The sequence below is a fragment of the Sulfitobacter sp. R18_1 genome, assembly GCF_017743915.1.
Lineage (GTDB): Bacteria > Pseudomonadota > Alphaproteobacteria > Rhodobacterales > Rhodobacteraceae > Sulfitobacter > Sulfitobacter faviae.
In genome coordinates this window covers 585,804-600,734 of the sequence record NZ_JAGHRG010000001.1, presented here as the reverse complement: position 1 = coordinate 600,734, position 14,931 = coordinate 585,804, and the positions used below count along the sequence as shown (strand labels likewise).

16 protein-coding genes are annotated in these 14,931 nt (G+C 48.9%); 10 read left to right on the top strand and 6 right to left on the bottom strand.

Going from position 1 to position 14,931, the window contains the following annotated elements:
* Positions 1–4 precede the first annotated feature (4 nt).
* The 4 genes from J7392_RS03640 to J7392_RS03625 all read left to right on the top strand — a co-directional run bounded on the left by J7392_RS03640 (position 5) and on the right by J7392_RS03625 (position 3,632).
* A complete protein-coding gene (locus J7392_RS03640) occupies positions 5–1,117 on the top strand; it encodes a hypothetical protein (protein WP_209216234.1) in 1,113 nt (370 codons plus the stop codon).
* Positions 1,104–2,429, top strand: a complete 1,326-nt coding sequence (locus J7392_RS03635) for a hypothetical protein (RefSeq protein WP_209216233.1) — start codon at positions 1,104–1,106, stop codon at positions 2,427–2,429. Before J7392_RS03640 ends, J7392_RS03635 begins: the two co-directional genes overlap by 14 nt.
* 60 nt (positions 2,430–2,489) lie before the next feature.
* Positions 2,490–2,978, top strand: coding sequence for a hypothetical protein (locus J7392_RS03630; RefSeq protein WP_209216232.1), 489 nt, complete (start codon positions 2,490–2,492; stop codon positions 2,976–2,978).
* A gap of 75 nt (positions 2,979–3,053) precedes the next feature.
* Positions 3,054–3,632, top strand: a complete 579-nt coding sequence (locus J7392_RS03625) for an OmpA family protein (protein ID WP_209216231.1) — start codon at positions 3,054–3,056, stop codon at positions 3,630–3,632.
* A gap of 18 nt (positions 3,633–3,650) precedes the next feature.
* Here the strand turns inward: J7392_RS03625 and J7392_RS03620 are convergent, their stop codons facing one another.
* From J7392_RS03620 to J7392_RS03605, 4 genes are read right to left on the bottom strand one after another with little or no spacing between them, the layout of a single operon-like run.
* Positions 3,651–4,121, bottom strand: coding sequence for a chemotaxis protein CheW (locus J7392_RS03620; RefSeq protein WP_209216230.1), 471 nt, complete (start codon positions 4,119–4,121; stop codon positions 3,651–3,653).
* The gene (locus tag J7392_RS03615) at positions 4,108–6,726 is read right to left on the bottom strand and encodes a hybrid sensor histidine kinase/response regulator (protein ID WP_209216229.1); all 2,619 of its coding nucleotides are present in this window, start codon (positions 6,724–6,726) and stop codon (positions 4,108–4,110) included. Before J7392_RS03615 ends, J7392_RS03620 begins: the two co-directional genes overlap by 14 nt.
* Before the next feature lie 38 nt (positions 6,727–6,764).
* A complete protein-coding gene (locus tag J7392_RS03610) occupies positions 6,765–7,658 on the bottom strand; it encodes a hypothetical protein (protein WP_209216228.1) in 894 nt (297 codons plus the stop codon).
* Between the two features lie 51 nt (positions 7,659–7,709).
* On the bottom strand, positions 7,710–8,216 hold the full coding sequence (locus J7392_RS03605) for a YbjN domain-containing protein (protein ID WP_209216227.1): 507 nt from the start codon (positions 8,214–8,216) through the stop codon (positions 7,710–7,712).
* 209 nt (positions 8,217–8,425) lie between these two features.
* On the opposite strand from J7392_RS03605, the gene J7392_RS03600 reads away from it, so the two are divergent.
* The 3 genes from J7392_RS03600 (at position 8,426) to J7392_RS03590 (ending at position 9,861) form a co-directional block, all read left to right on the top strand.
* Complete coding sequence (locus J7392_RS03600; RefSeq protein ID WP_209216226.1) at positions 8,426–9,073, top strand: hypothetical protein; 648 nt, start codon at positions 8,426–8,428, stop codon at positions 9,071–9,073.
* A gap of 133 nt (positions 9,074–9,206) precedes the next feature.
* Complete coding sequence (locus J7392_RS03595; protein WP_209216225.1) at positions 9,207–9,524, top strand: hypothetical protein; 318 nt, start codon at positions 9,207–9,209, stop codon at positions 9,522–9,524.
* 76 nt (positions 9,525–9,600) lie between these two features.
* Positions 9,601–9,861, top strand: a complete 261-nt coding sequence (locus J7392_RS03590) for a hypothetical protein (RefSeq protein ID WP_209216224.1) — start codon at positions 9,601–9,603, stop codon at positions 9,859–9,861.
* A gap of 59 nt (positions 9,862–9,920) precedes the next feature.
* Here the strand turns inward: J7392_RS03590 and J7392_RS03585 are convergent, their stop codons facing one another.
* Both J7392_RS03585 and J7392_RS03580 read right to left on the bottom strand, forming a co-directional pair.
* On the bottom strand, positions 9,921–11,345 hold the full coding sequence (locus J7392_RS03585; protein ID WP_209216223.1) for a nicotinate phosphoribosyltransferase: 1,425 nt from the start codon (positions 11,343–11,345) through the stop codon (positions 9,921–9,923).
* A gap of 93 nt (positions 11,346–11,438) precedes the next feature.
* On the bottom strand, positions 11,439–12,593 hold the full coding sequence (locus J7392_RS03580) for an NUDIX domain-containing protein (RefSeq protein ID WP_209216222.1): 1,155 nt from the start codon (positions 12,591–12,593) through the stop codon (positions 11,439–11,441).
* A 194-nt stretch (positions 12,594–12,787) separates the two neighbouring features.
* Here J7392_RS03580 and J7392_RS03575 point away from each other — a divergent pair, with 194 nt between their 5' ends.
* From J7392_RS03575 to J7392_RS03565, 3 genes are all read left to right on the top strand, one after another.
* Positions 12,788–13,204, top strand: coding sequence for a hypothetical protein (locus J7392_RS03575; protein ID WP_209216221.1), 417 nt, complete (start codon positions 12,788–12,790; stop codon positions 13,202–13,204).
* A gap of 153 nt (positions 13,205–13,357) precedes the next feature.
* Positions 13,358–14,131 (top strand): hypothetical protein, encoded by a 774-nt coding sequence (locus J7392_RS03570; protein ID WP_209216220.1) that lies wholly within the window; start codon positions 13,358–13,360, stop codon positions 14,129–14,131.
* Between the two features lie 180 nt (positions 14,132–14,311).
* On the top strand, positions 14,312–14,680 hold the full coding sequence (locus J7392_RS03565; protein WP_209216219.1) for a hypothetical protein: 369 nt from the start codon (positions 14,312–14,314) through the stop codon (positions 14,678–14,680).
* Positions 14,681–14,931: the final 251 nt, after the last annotated feature.

Sequence of the window (14,931 nt, the reverse complement as noted above, 5' to 3'; positions counted from 1 at the left end):
TCATATGAACACATTTATTTCCAAAAGCGAACTTTCAGAAAAGCATAATTATGCTCTAGGCATCACTCCTTGGAAGCGTGAAAATTTCGCATATTTCACCGGCAAGGATAACTGCACATTCATCGCTTTGCGTGAATACGAAAGGGCCGTTGACCTTGCTGAGAGAAACAAGGGTCGCGTTATCTGCTGGTCTTCCTCAGTGCCTTCTGGCTTGATGCACTATGCCCAACACGTTGGCGTCGAGCTATTCCTCGTAGAAGATGGCTTTGTTCGTTCCTCTGGTCTGGGCATCAAGCTAAACATGCCTGCTTCCCTTTGCTTTTCTCGGGCGGGTATCCACTATGATGCGACAAAACCATGTGAGCTAGAGACTTACCTCAACACCCATGAGTTTACGCTGGAAGAAGAGCGGGCTGGCAACGATCTGATCGAATTCATGATGGCTCGCCGGATCAGCAAGTACAATATCAAGGGATCTAAACCCTCTTGGCCTACTGATCGAGATGGCAAACGCATTCTCGTGGTGGGTCAGGTCGAAGATGACGCTTCGATCAAATTCGGTTCTCCCATGATCAATACAAATGCCGATCTCATGATACGGTCGCGTAGAGATAACCCCGAAGCCTCAATTGTTTACCGGCCACATCCAGACGTCAGCGCAGGTCTCCGCCTTGGAAAACTCAAGGACCCAGAAGCGATTGCCTCCGCTGACCTAATTTCCAAGTCAGGCGACATCTTCGATCTTATTGAGATGGCCGATGAGGTTCATGTCATGTCCTCACAGACTGGCCTTGAAGCTCTAATGATGGGCAAGAAGGTCGTTTGCTATGGTCAGCCCTTCTACAGCGGGTGGGGCCTCACAGTAGACGTATTCCCTCAGGAGCGCAGGACAGCCTTCGTCACAATAGGTGAACTGATCAGCGCCGCTTTCGTGGACTACCCTGTCTACATCGACCCCTGGAATGGCACAGAAAGTGACGCTTTCAACACGGTAAAACTGATCGCCAATTCTAAAACATGGCCGCGTGCACCTCGCAGCTACATCACCGCAGTTTGGTTCAAAAGAAAGCTTTTGGCTGCCAAAAGATTGAAGAAGAAAATTAATGACCAAGCGTAATTTCCTTATGCTCCAAGGTCCTATTGGACCATTCTTTAAGCAGCTTGCAGAACACCTGACCGAGCGCGGAAACTCCGTGACGAAGGTCAACTTCTGGGGTGGTGATGAGACCTACTTCCCGACCGGCATTCGGTTTCGCGGGACCATCTCTGATTGGCCTAATTTTGTTCTCAGAACATGTCACTCCAAAGACATCACGGACATCGTACTTTTTGGGGATCGCAGGTCTTATCATGAAGTGGCTATCGAAATTCTTTCCGAGGCAAACCCAGAGATGCGTATTTGGGTCTTTGAGGAAGGCTATTTCCGGCCCAACTGGATCACTCTGGATCAATACGGTGTCAACGCACGCAGCGCCTTGCCTAGAACTGGACGCAGCTTAGAGCAGACAATCAACGACCTTGATGAACTCACCACCCCAGGATCAGAAACGATTAAACCTTGGGTTCGTGAATTCATGCCGACTGCTGTGCGATACTATGGCTACGGATACCTGCGCAGCGATGACTTCGGGCCCTACAAATATCATCGCCTGGAGAACCCTGCTGTGGAAGCTCTAGGGTGGGTGTCGTCTGCAATTAAAAGACTAATAGGTCTCAATGATGTTTCTGAGATGGAGCGTTTTCGTACGCGTACCGCAGACAGCCATTTTGTTTGTGCTCTTCAGCTTGAAGGTGACTTCCAGATCCGCAAGTATAGCCCCTACAAGTCCAACCAAGAACTCATCGAGAGCGTTCTGAAATCATTCACAAAGAGTGGTGGTGACCGCTTCTTGGTCATCAAGGTTCATCCGTATGATTACAAGTGGGACAAGTGGCGTGCAATCGCACACAAAAAGGCAGAAGAACTCGGCATAGCGGATCGGGTAGCTGTACTGCACAAAAGTGGCGCCAGTGAACTTCTTGACGATTGCTCAGGCTTTGTGACGGTAAACAGTACCTATGCACTTACAGCCCTTGAAAAGGGTGTTCCCGTAAAAGCTCTGGGAAATGCCTTCTGGAATTTTTCCCCGATCACCAACAGTGTTGATTTGGACCGTTTCTGGCATAATCCGGTTCAGCCAAAGATGAGCCTTTTCTCGGCTTTCAAACAACTTGTCATGTCTGAAACTCAGATCAATGGTGGCTTCTACTCTAAACAGGGCAGGGATCTTTGCCTGGAAACTGTAGCATCCGTACTTTCGACTAAAGAGCAGGACACTGAGCTTCTTTCTCGGGAACCCCTTCAAAGACTGCGCGAAACACGCAAAAACAAGCTTACAAAAGTACAATCCTTGATGCCCCCACCAAAAAAGTTGGATATTCTTGCGTAATCTTGTTGACAAGACTTTATGCTTGAGGCATAATGTTTACAAGTCAAGAGGAGACACACAATGCTGAACGCCATCGCAACCAAGAACGACACTACTAAAATCTCGAAGATCGTCACCGAGAAGGTGAAGCTGTCGGTTCCGCAGCGTGCGCTGGTCGAAGCTATCCGTACCGCTGGTGGTTCGCTTGCAGGTGCTGATCTGGAAGCAACCGGCGACACCCGCACTCTGAATGCCCTGCTTCAGAAAGGTGTCGTCACCAAAGAAGGTCGTGGCAAGCAGGCTGTTTGGACCCTGACCAACGTCACCATCGAAACTGAAGAGCTGAACGAAAACCCACTGGCTTCCTGCGAGAACTTCCGTGAAGCTTGTGATGACGTCCTCGGCTACGGCTACCAGTCGAAGCTGGCCCGCACCCTGGGCGTTAACAAAGCCACCGTTGGCAAGTGGATGCAGGGTCTCCTGCCGGTCCCGACATACGCGATTGCCTTCATCGCTTCGCTTCAGCACATGCAGGAAGCTGGCCTGGCACTGCCGGACTTCATCCAGTAATCAAACTGAGATCTTCACGAAGGATTAACGGGCACCTACCAAATCAAACTTAACTGTTTGCCAAAAGGTGCCCGTATGACTTCGAAAAAACTAATCCTAGCGACCGTATCTTGCATTGCAGCCCTTAGCGCCTGCGCCCGAGACTACCCCAGTCCAACGATCCCAAAATCTGTTGAAGTCATGAAAGATGCTGCCGAGGCATCTGCTAAAACTCACGCAAATTTGGGCGATGTAAAAACTGACAAACTCTCTGATAAAGACTTCCACAGCTTCCTTAGAGAGCACAGAAAAGCCCTGTATTTTGATAGCGGCAAGTCTGACTTATCCAGAGATCACAAAGAAGTCTTGGATGCCCTTGTAGACCGCTCAGAGCGCTATAATGACTACAATATCCTCATCGTTGCCCATGCCGACAGTGTTGGTGACGAAGACAAAAACATGACCCTTTCTGAAGAACGCTTCCTTGCAGTAACCGATTACCTCCGCAAACGATCAGTGGCTCCAAGCAATATCGTTACACGAGTGCGTGGGGAGCATGATCCTGCCGTTGTAGGCGACTCTGATTATCGCCATGCAAGAAACCGTCGTGTCGAGGTGTATCTGGTCCTAGACCGATCTGAATACAGCCCAGGCTTCAAAGTCACGCCCCCCTAATAAGGTCGATCAGGGAAGCTAGTTTACCTTGATCGAGTCTTCTTCCAGAAAAGACATGATGGCCTCAACGCTCAGAACAAGCATGAGGCCATCATCCGTTTTATGAACTCCATCTGCCAAAGCTTTCCACCCTTTATCCATCGTTCTGGGTGGATCCTCGTAGGTATCCATACTGTAATCTAGGACCTCTGATACCTCATCCACCATGAGAGCATAGTCTTCACCACTGTACTCCACCACAATGTTCAGCTTCCCCTGATCCTCACAGTAGCTCCCGAGATCCAGGATCTTCTTGGTATCAATTACCGTAACTATACGACCCCTCAAATTCAGGACACCAAAGACTTCCTTGCGGGCCTGAGGGATACGCGTAATTTTCACGGCGGGGACGACATCCTTTACGTTGGCGACATGCAAAGCAAACTCATGCCCCTCTACAGAGAACAGTACATAGTCACTTCGATCTTTAGAGTAATCAGTCGCGATCATCCTCATATCCTTTCTTCATGAGTGCCTTACTAAGAAATTCGAAGATGCTTTCACGGTCATTCTTCGAAAGGTATTCATCAAAGCCTGCCTCGAGGCCCCGTTGGCGGTCTTTCTCAGTGCCATGCGACGAGATGGCCACGGCGTGAATATCCTTTGAGGGGCCTTCCGAACGGATATGCCTAATGAACTCTAGACCGGTCATCTTCGGCATTTCAATATCACTTACCAACACATCAAAACGATGATTGCTGCGCATCTTAGCGAGAGCATCTTCGGGGTCTTCAGCAACAACAACATCATAGCCACGTGAAGAAATCATCGAAGATAGGACGTTTCTGAAGAACTGACTGTCATCTACAATCAGAACCTTGATTTCACTCTCCGGCGGCTTTGCTTTGCTCGCTTTGGCATTGAACCAGCTTCCTAGTGCCTCATCCAGGAAGTAGCTCACATCTATGATTTCTGTCGGCTCACCATCTAGGACGGCGCTACCAATGATCCCAGGAACGGTGGACTCGATATCCAGGACGACATCGGTCTCTGCGATTTTGTGAATACAGTCTACGGCCAGACCCATCGAGCGATCTTGATCCGTAAATATGATAATCTTCTGCTCCTCACGCTCCCAATCGATATCCCACGACCCTGGGCAAACAACTGGCATGAGATAGTCACCATACTGGACTAAGTATCGGTTCCTGGTATCTCCTTGCTTGGTCTCTACCCGCTTTACCCTGCTGGTCTTTACCCTGTCGATCCGAGATACCACTGAAAGGTGAACGGCCTTTGCAGTCGTTCCTCCAGCTTGAAAGAGAACCATCTGCACAATATCGCTCTCCACTTCAGGAGTATCACTTCCGCCCAGCTCATCTTCAGAAACTTTAGGGGGAACACCAAAGGTCGAGAATAGTCCGTTGGGGTCCAAAATCATAATAACGGAACCATCACCCAGGATCGTGTTTCCTGAGTATATTGTAGTGTCGGCAAGGGCCCGGCTTAGCGGCTTGACCACGACTTCTTCAGTATCGAGTACGGAATCCACCATGACACCGAAGGTTTCACTACCGACTTGGCAAACCAGTATGGTGGTATCCTTAGTGCGCTCAATCCCCATGACTTCAGACATGCATATGATCGGACATGTCTGACCTCTAAGGCGTAGAAGTGGCGTGCCCTTAACCCAATCCACCGAGAACGCGCTGTTCTCAAAGTTCCGGTTCAGTATCTCAAGTACGTTGATCTGTGGCACCGCGAAGGTCTGATCTCCAACACCAACAACAAACGCGGATATGATCGCCAGTGTGAGAGGTATCTTGATCGAGAATGTTGTCCCTCTGCCTTCTTCGCTGTCGACGCTGATGGTTCCACCAATCTGTTCGATGTTGGTGCGCACCACATCCATTCCTACGCCACGCCCTGATATTGCTGATATCTTTTCGGCCGTAGAGAACCCTGGCTGGAAGATAAGGCTACGAATCCGGTTTGGCGTCATGCCATCCAGCTGCTCTTGAGAGACAAGGTTTTTCTCAAGAGCTTTTTTGGATACCTTATCAACGCTTATGCCGCGACCGTCATCAATGATCTGAAGGATGATGTGACCACCCTCATGGAAGGCCTTCAAAGTAATGCGACCAGTATCACCCTTGCCTGCCGCCAGGCGCTCCTCAGGCCCTTCCAGGGCGTGATCAGCGCAGTTCCTGACCATATGGGACAGAGGATCTCTAATAAGCTCTAGTACCTGACGGTCGATCTCAGTGTCCTCACCCTCCATAACGACTTCGATCTTTTTATCGAGGTTTTGGGCAAGATCTCTGATAATGCGCGGATATGCTGTCCAAGCTCCCTTAATGGGCTGCATACGTGTCTTCATTACACTCTCTTGCAGCTCTGAAGCGACGTGAGAAAGGTTCTGAACCGGGGCAGTGAGGTCCGTATTTGCGAGATCTCGTGATATCTGCTGAATTTGATTGCGAGAAAGAACAAGCTCACCCACCAAATCCAAAAGATGATCCAGCAAAGAAACGTTGATGCGAACAGACTGCTGAGGCTGAGGTCCTTTTGACCCACCAGCTGCGGGCTCTTCAGGCTTGTCCCCTTTGATTTTGGCTGGCGGTGCCTCTGGTTCCACCTCATCCTTAACTACTGGCTTGTCTGGCACCTTAGGGTCTAAGGCTTCCACTTCATCAACCTCGAAAGCTGACGCAGTACCCTCCATCTGTTTTCGAGCATCCTCTGCGGCGCCTTTCAAAAGGTCCAACAGGATATCATCAGACTCCTTTGGCTCCTTACCGTTATTCTCATAGAGCTTAGAGATAATCTCTTTAATGGTGTCTATCGCAGCAAGAATAATGGTCACAGCATCGGACGTCACCTCAGCGCCATTACGAAACTCGTCTAGAAGCGTTTCGGTTGAGTGAGCGATCACCCCTAGCCGATGAAGATCCAAGAATCCACTTGTCCCCTTGATCGTATGCATCACCCTAAAAATGTTATCGATCAAGGATGGGTTATTGGGGTTTGTCTCAAGCTCAACAAGCTGAGCATCAAGATTCAGCAAGCTCTCGCTGGTCTCGCTAAGAAACTGTTCTAGAAGATCATCATCCATGGGGAATCCCTAAAATACCTTTTGACCAATAAGTATGATCAGAAGATATACGTAGGGTTTCCAAGTCTCACGCCGTCGATCTGCTCTAGGACGCGCATGTCATAAAAAGGAGGCACCCGGTCTTCCCTTTTACCACAGACAACCCAAACACCAACGGTCACATCCGGAATGGTTATCGTTGTGAGTTTGGCCTTCACTGGATCAGCGACGAGATCTGAGATTTGTGCCAGAACCCCGTCCGTTGGATTAATGTGATCAGGCACCCAAAAATAGGCATCCTGACCCACCTTCGCGACCGCAACACGGCCACAGAAGCCCGGGAAATCTGTCAACCTAAATGCGTTTCCATCATATGGATATGCTTGGAACTGAACTTCAGGGCCGCCTTCTTCCTCAGCCAATTCAAGAGCATAAGAACTATCGTCCAAGAATCCGTTGATCGTTTTTCCGAAGCCTCCAACATAGAACTTCGCATAGTCTGGTTTGTCATATACCACGTGGTTTGCCGTGGAGTAGACCTCATCTTCCTTAGGTTCCGCTACAGCATCCGCTATCTCTAAATCGGAAAGAACCTCTTCGTCCTTTTCCATAATGAATGATGGTGCGCTCGGTTCTTCTTTCGCGGCCGCGACCTTAGATGCCAGCATATCCTGGACAACCGGCCCATCATCCTTTGGGGCCTTCAGCCTTTTAGGTTTGTCCACCTGTACGCGCGGTTGATCCGTAGGGAAAGTTGAGGATTTGGCTATGGATGAGATATCGACAGGATCAGTCTCAGGAGACAATACCTCTGCAAGGTCTGAAGCACTCTCTTCATTCACTACATCTGCGCTGCCCGACACCCCAGAGTTCATCGCGATAAAGCCAACGACGCCCACTGTTACAATAAGATTAGCGCCCGCGAAGAACGTCAGTTTTGACTTCGTATCCATTACCAGTAACCCATTTTTTTCAAATCATACCACGAGGTCATTATAATAGGTTTAATCGGTCGACCCGCAGTGACCCACAACGAAATGGATGAAATCAACCATAGTGTCATACCATTCGAAAAGATGATCTTCGAAGTAATCAGCAGTAACACCACCGAGAGGTATTCTAAACTCATAATACAAACGGCCATCTTCGAAGAAAGATCGACCACTGATATGCTCAATATTCCACTGGTTAGAGGCTTCCAGAACAGTAGCGGGAGGAGTCTCTTCAGGAGCTGCCAGAACAAGACGGAAAATTATGGTTTCTCCTTCCTGTTCGACGGACTCTACTGGGGATCCATCCTTCTGGAGCAACATCGCTGAAAAATTCACGCCATCAATACTACACTCAGCGATAGGGAACCCTTCAGGAAGAAGCATATAGGTAACCTCGCTCCCAGAAGCTGATAGCAGATCATGGATCATTTCGAATGTCACAGATTGAAGTATAGTAACCTTGCTGCTCACTCGGTCGAAGAAAACTCCTTTACCGGGCCCCTGGCTTTCATCAGACATATTTTACTCCTGTAGTTTTCTCCATCTTACATGAGAACGGTTAAATAAATTGTAGCTACCTCCACGTCCGTGGACCTAAAAATAAAGGTTAACCAAAAATAAAAGACCTCCGACAATCTGTGATCAAAGAACGATGGGAGACAGCTTTGGCATATTCAGGACGTCATCTAATAAGACTGCTAAAGTCTCTTCAAATAAAGCGTGTGGTGATGCGATACTCAGGAGAGGAGGGCAGGGCGACAGTCAATAACGTGAATTTTCTCTCGGCCCAGGGTTTCTTTTTGGGGTACCAGGATCTTATGACAACGCGGATGCCAGAAAACGAGTTCTATGCTATGGGCATGGAAGTATTGTCCCTTTGCAAACCAGATTGGGCAGATGACTGGGGAGGAAGGGGTGAGATTACATGGGATATTGGCAAGGGACTTCAAGTTGACCACCGGGATCGCAGAGTAGAACAGGAGGTCCATACTTTTGAGATACCAGAACGAGACCTAAGAGTAACTATAGAGCAGGCGGATATTCCCGGAACAGAAATTTTCGGCATCTCTCTTATTCAATGCAAAGCAGTCTACGATGGTCCTGATGAGACCATCTTTGGAAGATATCATGCAGAAGACAGAGAAGGCATAGATCGTGTACTGTCTTCAAAGCTCACCTCATCCCTAGAAAAGATATTCTCCGCCACGTCGTCAATTTGCAATCAGTCTGCCCAAACGGGCTACCCAACAGAGGCCAAATTCTCATGGGTTCCGGGCGATAAAGTAACCATAGAGCAGATCCATGAGTTAGAGAAATTCGACCCAATGATATTTTTGAGATCAGAAGAAGAGCTATCAGGTCTACTCATAGCATAATATTTTTTGACGGTTTGATATAATCTAGTATACGACAACATATATATACTGGGACATCCGATAAACCACATCTTGTGTATCTTGAATAGACCTTTATGGTTATCCAAGGCCCACTTAAGAAGGTGATTGTCAGATGTCCCAGTTAAATATCGCTAGGTTCTTCACTTATCTAATCTGCGATAACGGCTACCTGTCACCCAAGGAGATCGGGAACGGGAACTATGCCTGCATCATGCCCCTGATGTTCACGCATGCCATCATCAAAGGCCGCATCGGCAATCTGAATTCCTACGAGGATCGTTGGTGCTACAGCTCACTGGAGAAGGCGCAGGAGGCACTGGATGCCTGGGATGGGGTAGGGGAGCCAGAGGGATGGCACAGACATCCTATGACCGGCCGCAGGCGAGAGGTGACTGAAGAAGGCCTGCTTGAGGAAACCATCAATCCATAATCAGAGCTGCCAGCAGCAGATTGCGGTTTTCATCCTGGATATCATCTACTGATAGATCACGAACTATGGAGCCACCATGCGCTACCTGACTTTTATAGAAGACAAGACCTACACCTCCGACAAGGGAGAGGATTGTACTCTAGACCAACATCTGGATGACCTCAGAAAATGGGGAGGAACCCCAGATTGTTTTGAGAGCCATGATAATCTTAATGCAGCCAAGTCTAGTGCGCGTGACGAGCCCTATGACTTGATGATCGTCGACACCCTGAATGAGCATCGCCCTGTTTACCGTCACCGTGCTGAACCGGAACCTCAGGCTCCATCACCGATGTAAGCAGAACAAGTAAATGGGACCAAGATTTCTCTCAGCCCCATCACTCTTTCTAGATACGTTTAGATCGCAGCGTTTGCCCGCACCTGATCAAAGGTCTGCAACCTGGTGATCATGCCGGTATCAAAGACATTAACCATGGCATCATATCCTTTGGGGATGTTTTCCATAGGACGAGTACACATGGCACCGTGGTCATTGCGAAGAACGCCCAGACGGCCTTTCTTCGAGGTCTTCGTTCCACCGGCAGTGATGGGATCTTTGAATACGTCATTCCAAACACCGTCGATCTCGACAGCCGAGAGCTTCTGAGCGTAACCAAACATATCCCGGTTCACCTTCTGAAGAAGGCCGCCCCCCATACCAAAAGCGATGTTACCAATGGCATATCCGCGCTCCATCATTGCATCCATGATTTCGATCATCTCTTTGATACCGATACCGTCGCCCTGGATGACGCGCACCTGGGGCGGCAGAATCTTGTAGCCGGTCTCAGTGTAAGTGTAGCCAAAGCTCTCCATTAGAGCTGCAATGGTATCCAAAACAATCTCAAGAGGATCACCGCTGTCAGGACGAACCACAAAGACACCATCACGACCGAGGATCTGTTCCCGGAACTGCTTGCCGTATCCGTTACGAACCAGGTCCATGTGATCATAGCTGTCGCTGACGTTCGCAAGTAAACCACTGGGATAGGCTTCAAGGACCTTGGCCACCATCTTACGCTCACCTTCACGACCAAGCTGAGTCATGATGGAGTGCTCCGAGGCAGGAATGCTAAAGCCAGCGGTATCGGCACCGTAGAAGTTGCGACCATAGATCAAGGCACTGGAGGTATCAGTGCCTCTGGCGTTCACAAGGTGCGCAAGAGCACCAATGCCTGCTGTCTCGAAGCTGGAAACGCCCCGGGCCCCGAAATCGTGAAACTTGAACTCCACGCCTTCAGTGTGACCATCGGTGATCAGCATCCGCTTTTTGATTTCTATTAGGCCGTAGCGCGAAATCGATGCGACAGTGCTAGGATACCAGACAGCACGAAGAAGGCGTGTCTCCAAAAAGCTCGATAGCCAGACCAAATCAGGATCATCCGTTTGGACCCGGACTTGAGGAACCGATACCGGAGCCACTGTGCCTTCTGGCAAAGCATCGATCCGAACCGGTGTGCGACCACCATAGGTATCGATGATCTTCTGGATGCCTTTTACGTTGATGTCGTAGCCGTACTTCAGAAGCTCCGGTGCGGCCACATTCAGTGCCGTCTGGGTCCAGATATTACCCTGAAGCTTGGCCAGCTCCATCTGAAGGCCGAAGAAAACGACCTCATCAATGTCACCGTAGGCTTTACGCGGCTCGATGTAGGCAAAGCTCTTGTCGACGCCTTCAGCGTACATCTTGTAGTGCGATAATTTATAGGAATCTGTATCGAATATCGGATTATCAATATCTATCGCGTTATCGAACAGTGCGGTTGGTTTAGTATGTAGCATTATAGACACCCCGTCTATTTGAGTTGAAAAGGTATCTCTGGACCCCCCAGAGAACCCGGTATTCGCCGCCGGGAAACCCCGACGACAGAATTCTTATGCGAACTCGGCCATCAAGACAGACGAGTAGGCGAATGGCACGTTTGGTACGAGCGCTTGAATGATGTCGAAGTGATCTTCGAACATGTTGTCAGGCGTCAGCTCCGAGATAGGCACCCAGAACGCGCGGGCAGCATCATCAGCGCCCTCAACATCGGCGACCTTCTTACCTTTGACCTTTTCCAAGTGATCTTGGTCTTCGAGATCGATCAGGAAGGCATCAGTACGAACCCAGCCACGCTCACTGCGCTCAGGATGATCGAAGGTACGACGGTCTCGGATACGGTTACGCAGGATGCGAGGCGGCACCTTGAGCCTTGTTTCTTCGCGAAGTTCCCGAATACATCCATCCTCAGCGGTTTCGTTCTGAAGGTGACCACCGGGCAGCGCAAAGTTTCCTTTGCCGGGATTATTCTTGCGCTCAACAAGAAGGATATGACCGCTTTGAATGACGACAGCATCTGCGCACTGGGCCGGAAAGTCATGCCCCCAAAGCTTTTTCACTTCCTCATACTTATCCCGATAGGACTTATTGTAGGCGCGCTCCGCCTTGATTGTCGCCACCGCCTCGGCATTCGCTGGGTTCTTAACCCAGTCGACCAGCTGACAAGTTTCGATCAAACCGAATTCGCGCATCAGATAGTCGCGGTCGATTTCTTCATCCGAGAAGAGAGCTTCACGAAGATCGGATGCATGCACCGAACCCAGGCCATTCACTTCAGCCTCAAGCGTTTTGATGGTCCAATCCGGAAACCACGAGGGATCCAGGAATTCGCCAGAATTGTCATCCTTCTGGTGGCCAACAAGGATTACCTCCACGTCGCCTGGCATGTAACCCATCTTGCGCAGCATGAGATTCACGGCCGTACGAACGTTGGTCCGCCATGCATCATCATCGTAAAGCGTGTCGATCAAAGGAAGAAACGAAACATCAGCGCTACTGATGTTTCCGGTCTTCATGATCATATTCTTTAAAAATTCTTTGCGCTCACGATAGAGCCATGGGTTCTTTTCCGAGCGCGGACGGAACGACGATCCCACCAAAGTGATGATCCGATCCGAAATCTTCGATGCTTCTTGGAAAAGTTTGCAGTGACCTTTTGTTGGTCCCTGAAATCGGCCGACAATAACGGCAATCTTAGTTTTAGTCATCTCGCGTCTCCCGCGTTGATTATGTGTTCAATCCCGAGACCCCCTCGAGACAGTTCATAGATAACTCCAGATACAGCGACCGTCAATAGACGATACTCTCAATCTTTAATGTTTCATTAATAATTAAGTATGGGATAAATTGATTTATTCTTGTAGGTAAAGTATTATACACCCGCCGACTAGGAGCATTTGTCATGTCTAAAAACACTCATACGGACCCCAAGTACCGATTTGATGCAGATACAGGTCAACTCTTCTTTGCAAGTGGACGTACTGAGATCATCGTAGGGGATATCGACCTTGCCATTGCTTGGACCACAGATCAGGATGGCAACGGGTGCCTTCATAAACATGGCAGCAAGGAAAACGTCGAGGCTCGAGCAGCTTTGATCCGAAGCATTGATGAGACTGTGAAAACGGTGGTTATCCCATGGGAAGCAATCAGTCACCCCGGGGCAGGGCCCAGCATCATTGAAGAGGTGAACCACTGCCTGTCCATTTCGGGACGTGTTTCACGGATCGAAGAATTTCTGTCTTATACTTCAGAGGAATACGATATCGAGGTATTTCCGCGCGACACACCACATAACCCCAATAGCATGAAACCATAATAAGCAAGATTATTCGTTAGTTAATCGAATATGAACCGACTATGCTGGAGATCCGCAGAGTGCGCTAGCAATATTCGGGGCATAAAAAACATTTGAATATTTTCATATAATGCATATGTAATATAATACACTTTTACTCGGTAAGTTATAAAAATGAAATTATCTAGAGTTCTTACGGCTTCTATTTTGAGCATAGGATTATCTGCTCAAGCCGCCTTATCCCTTTGTTCTGCGCCGCAGCTTGAGCGGCCTGACGATCTTATCATTCAACTCAGATCAGCAGTATCTGGGCAAACCTTCATAGGCTCAGGCTCCGCCATCGGCACCAACTCTGCAACCGCTAGATCGGAAGGGGCAATTTATTATGATGCAACAGCCCAGAGCTTAGTAACATGCGACGGCACTGACTGGGTTTCGGTCGGTGCCGGTACTGGAGGAGATAGCGGATCATGCGAAAATGTCGACTATAAGTACTATACTGTAACCAAAACGGGTCAGTGGGGAGACGGCGAGAGGGGCGATGGCGGTCAAACCTTTACCAATTATGCCAATATACCAGCCTCTGAGCAGGGGTCGTCTGAATTCACATTCTCACTTGATGTCAGTGGTTACGAGACCAACGGTTATTGCTATATAGATATTCAAACAGCTGGTGGATGGAAACGAATAGGGCAAACCTATTTCAAAAGAGAGACTGGCGGTAGAGGGGGTGAGCCTGGGGTTAATCACCCCGTACGTGGTGATATCAGAGTAGTTAAGAATTCTGATGATACCTACTCATGGTCGAGCGCCGGAAACTTTGACAATCTCAGAAGCCTCAATGGGCCAAACGGCGCATGGACTGGTGCTGTTAGAGTTACTCCAAGTACCAGCAATAGATGTGTGCTCAAAATTGAGAACGTTGAAAGAATGCCCGGCTGTCATTAAAATTAGCTCAGAATGTGAGAGAGAGATTTAATATACTCTCTGCGCCACGCTCGCAGAGAGTATATATCTAACCTAATGGTTAGAGAAGCTACTTACTAATTGTAGCAATATGGTTTCTAACTCTGCCTTGCAGTGTCCCGCCTTATATAATAATGACCGATAGACTTTGGAGGAGCAGGGATGCCAAAAAGCACTAAAGATCAAGTGATCGACCTACAGATCGAAAATTCTCACTTCGATGAAGTGATTGCGGAGGATTTCGTACGAAATGCAGTGGAGGGTAGCTGGACATCAGAAACCATCGATAACCGTGTGCTACCAATTTGGGATAACGACCAGGGTAGGGTGAACGCTACTACTGAGAAGGAAAAGATAGATGCCATCGTAGGGTATATCACGACTGAGATCGCGAAAAGTGTGGAACACGCACGATATCAGATCGAAGCGATCACAAGTAATTGGTCGGACGAGACGTTCATGAACTATGCCGAAGGACTCGAGCTAGATCTCGAAGACCCCAGCGATGAGGCGGCACCCCCTAAGCCCTGATATTACCAATGTTCGGAATTGAGCACGAGGTCCTTTTTATATTGTTCGCCATTGGCGTAACCGGCCTATGGGTATTCATAGGTATGCGGACAAGTTTTAATAAGGCAGTGCCGATTTTTTGACCTTGGTCTCTCTAGCTTGGCTGATTTGGTACAATCTTGCGACAGGGTTCGACAGTATAGGAGTTGCTATTATCGGCATTTTCGCAGTCTCCCCAGCCGTCGCAGGCTACCTTTTGGGCATCGCCGGAC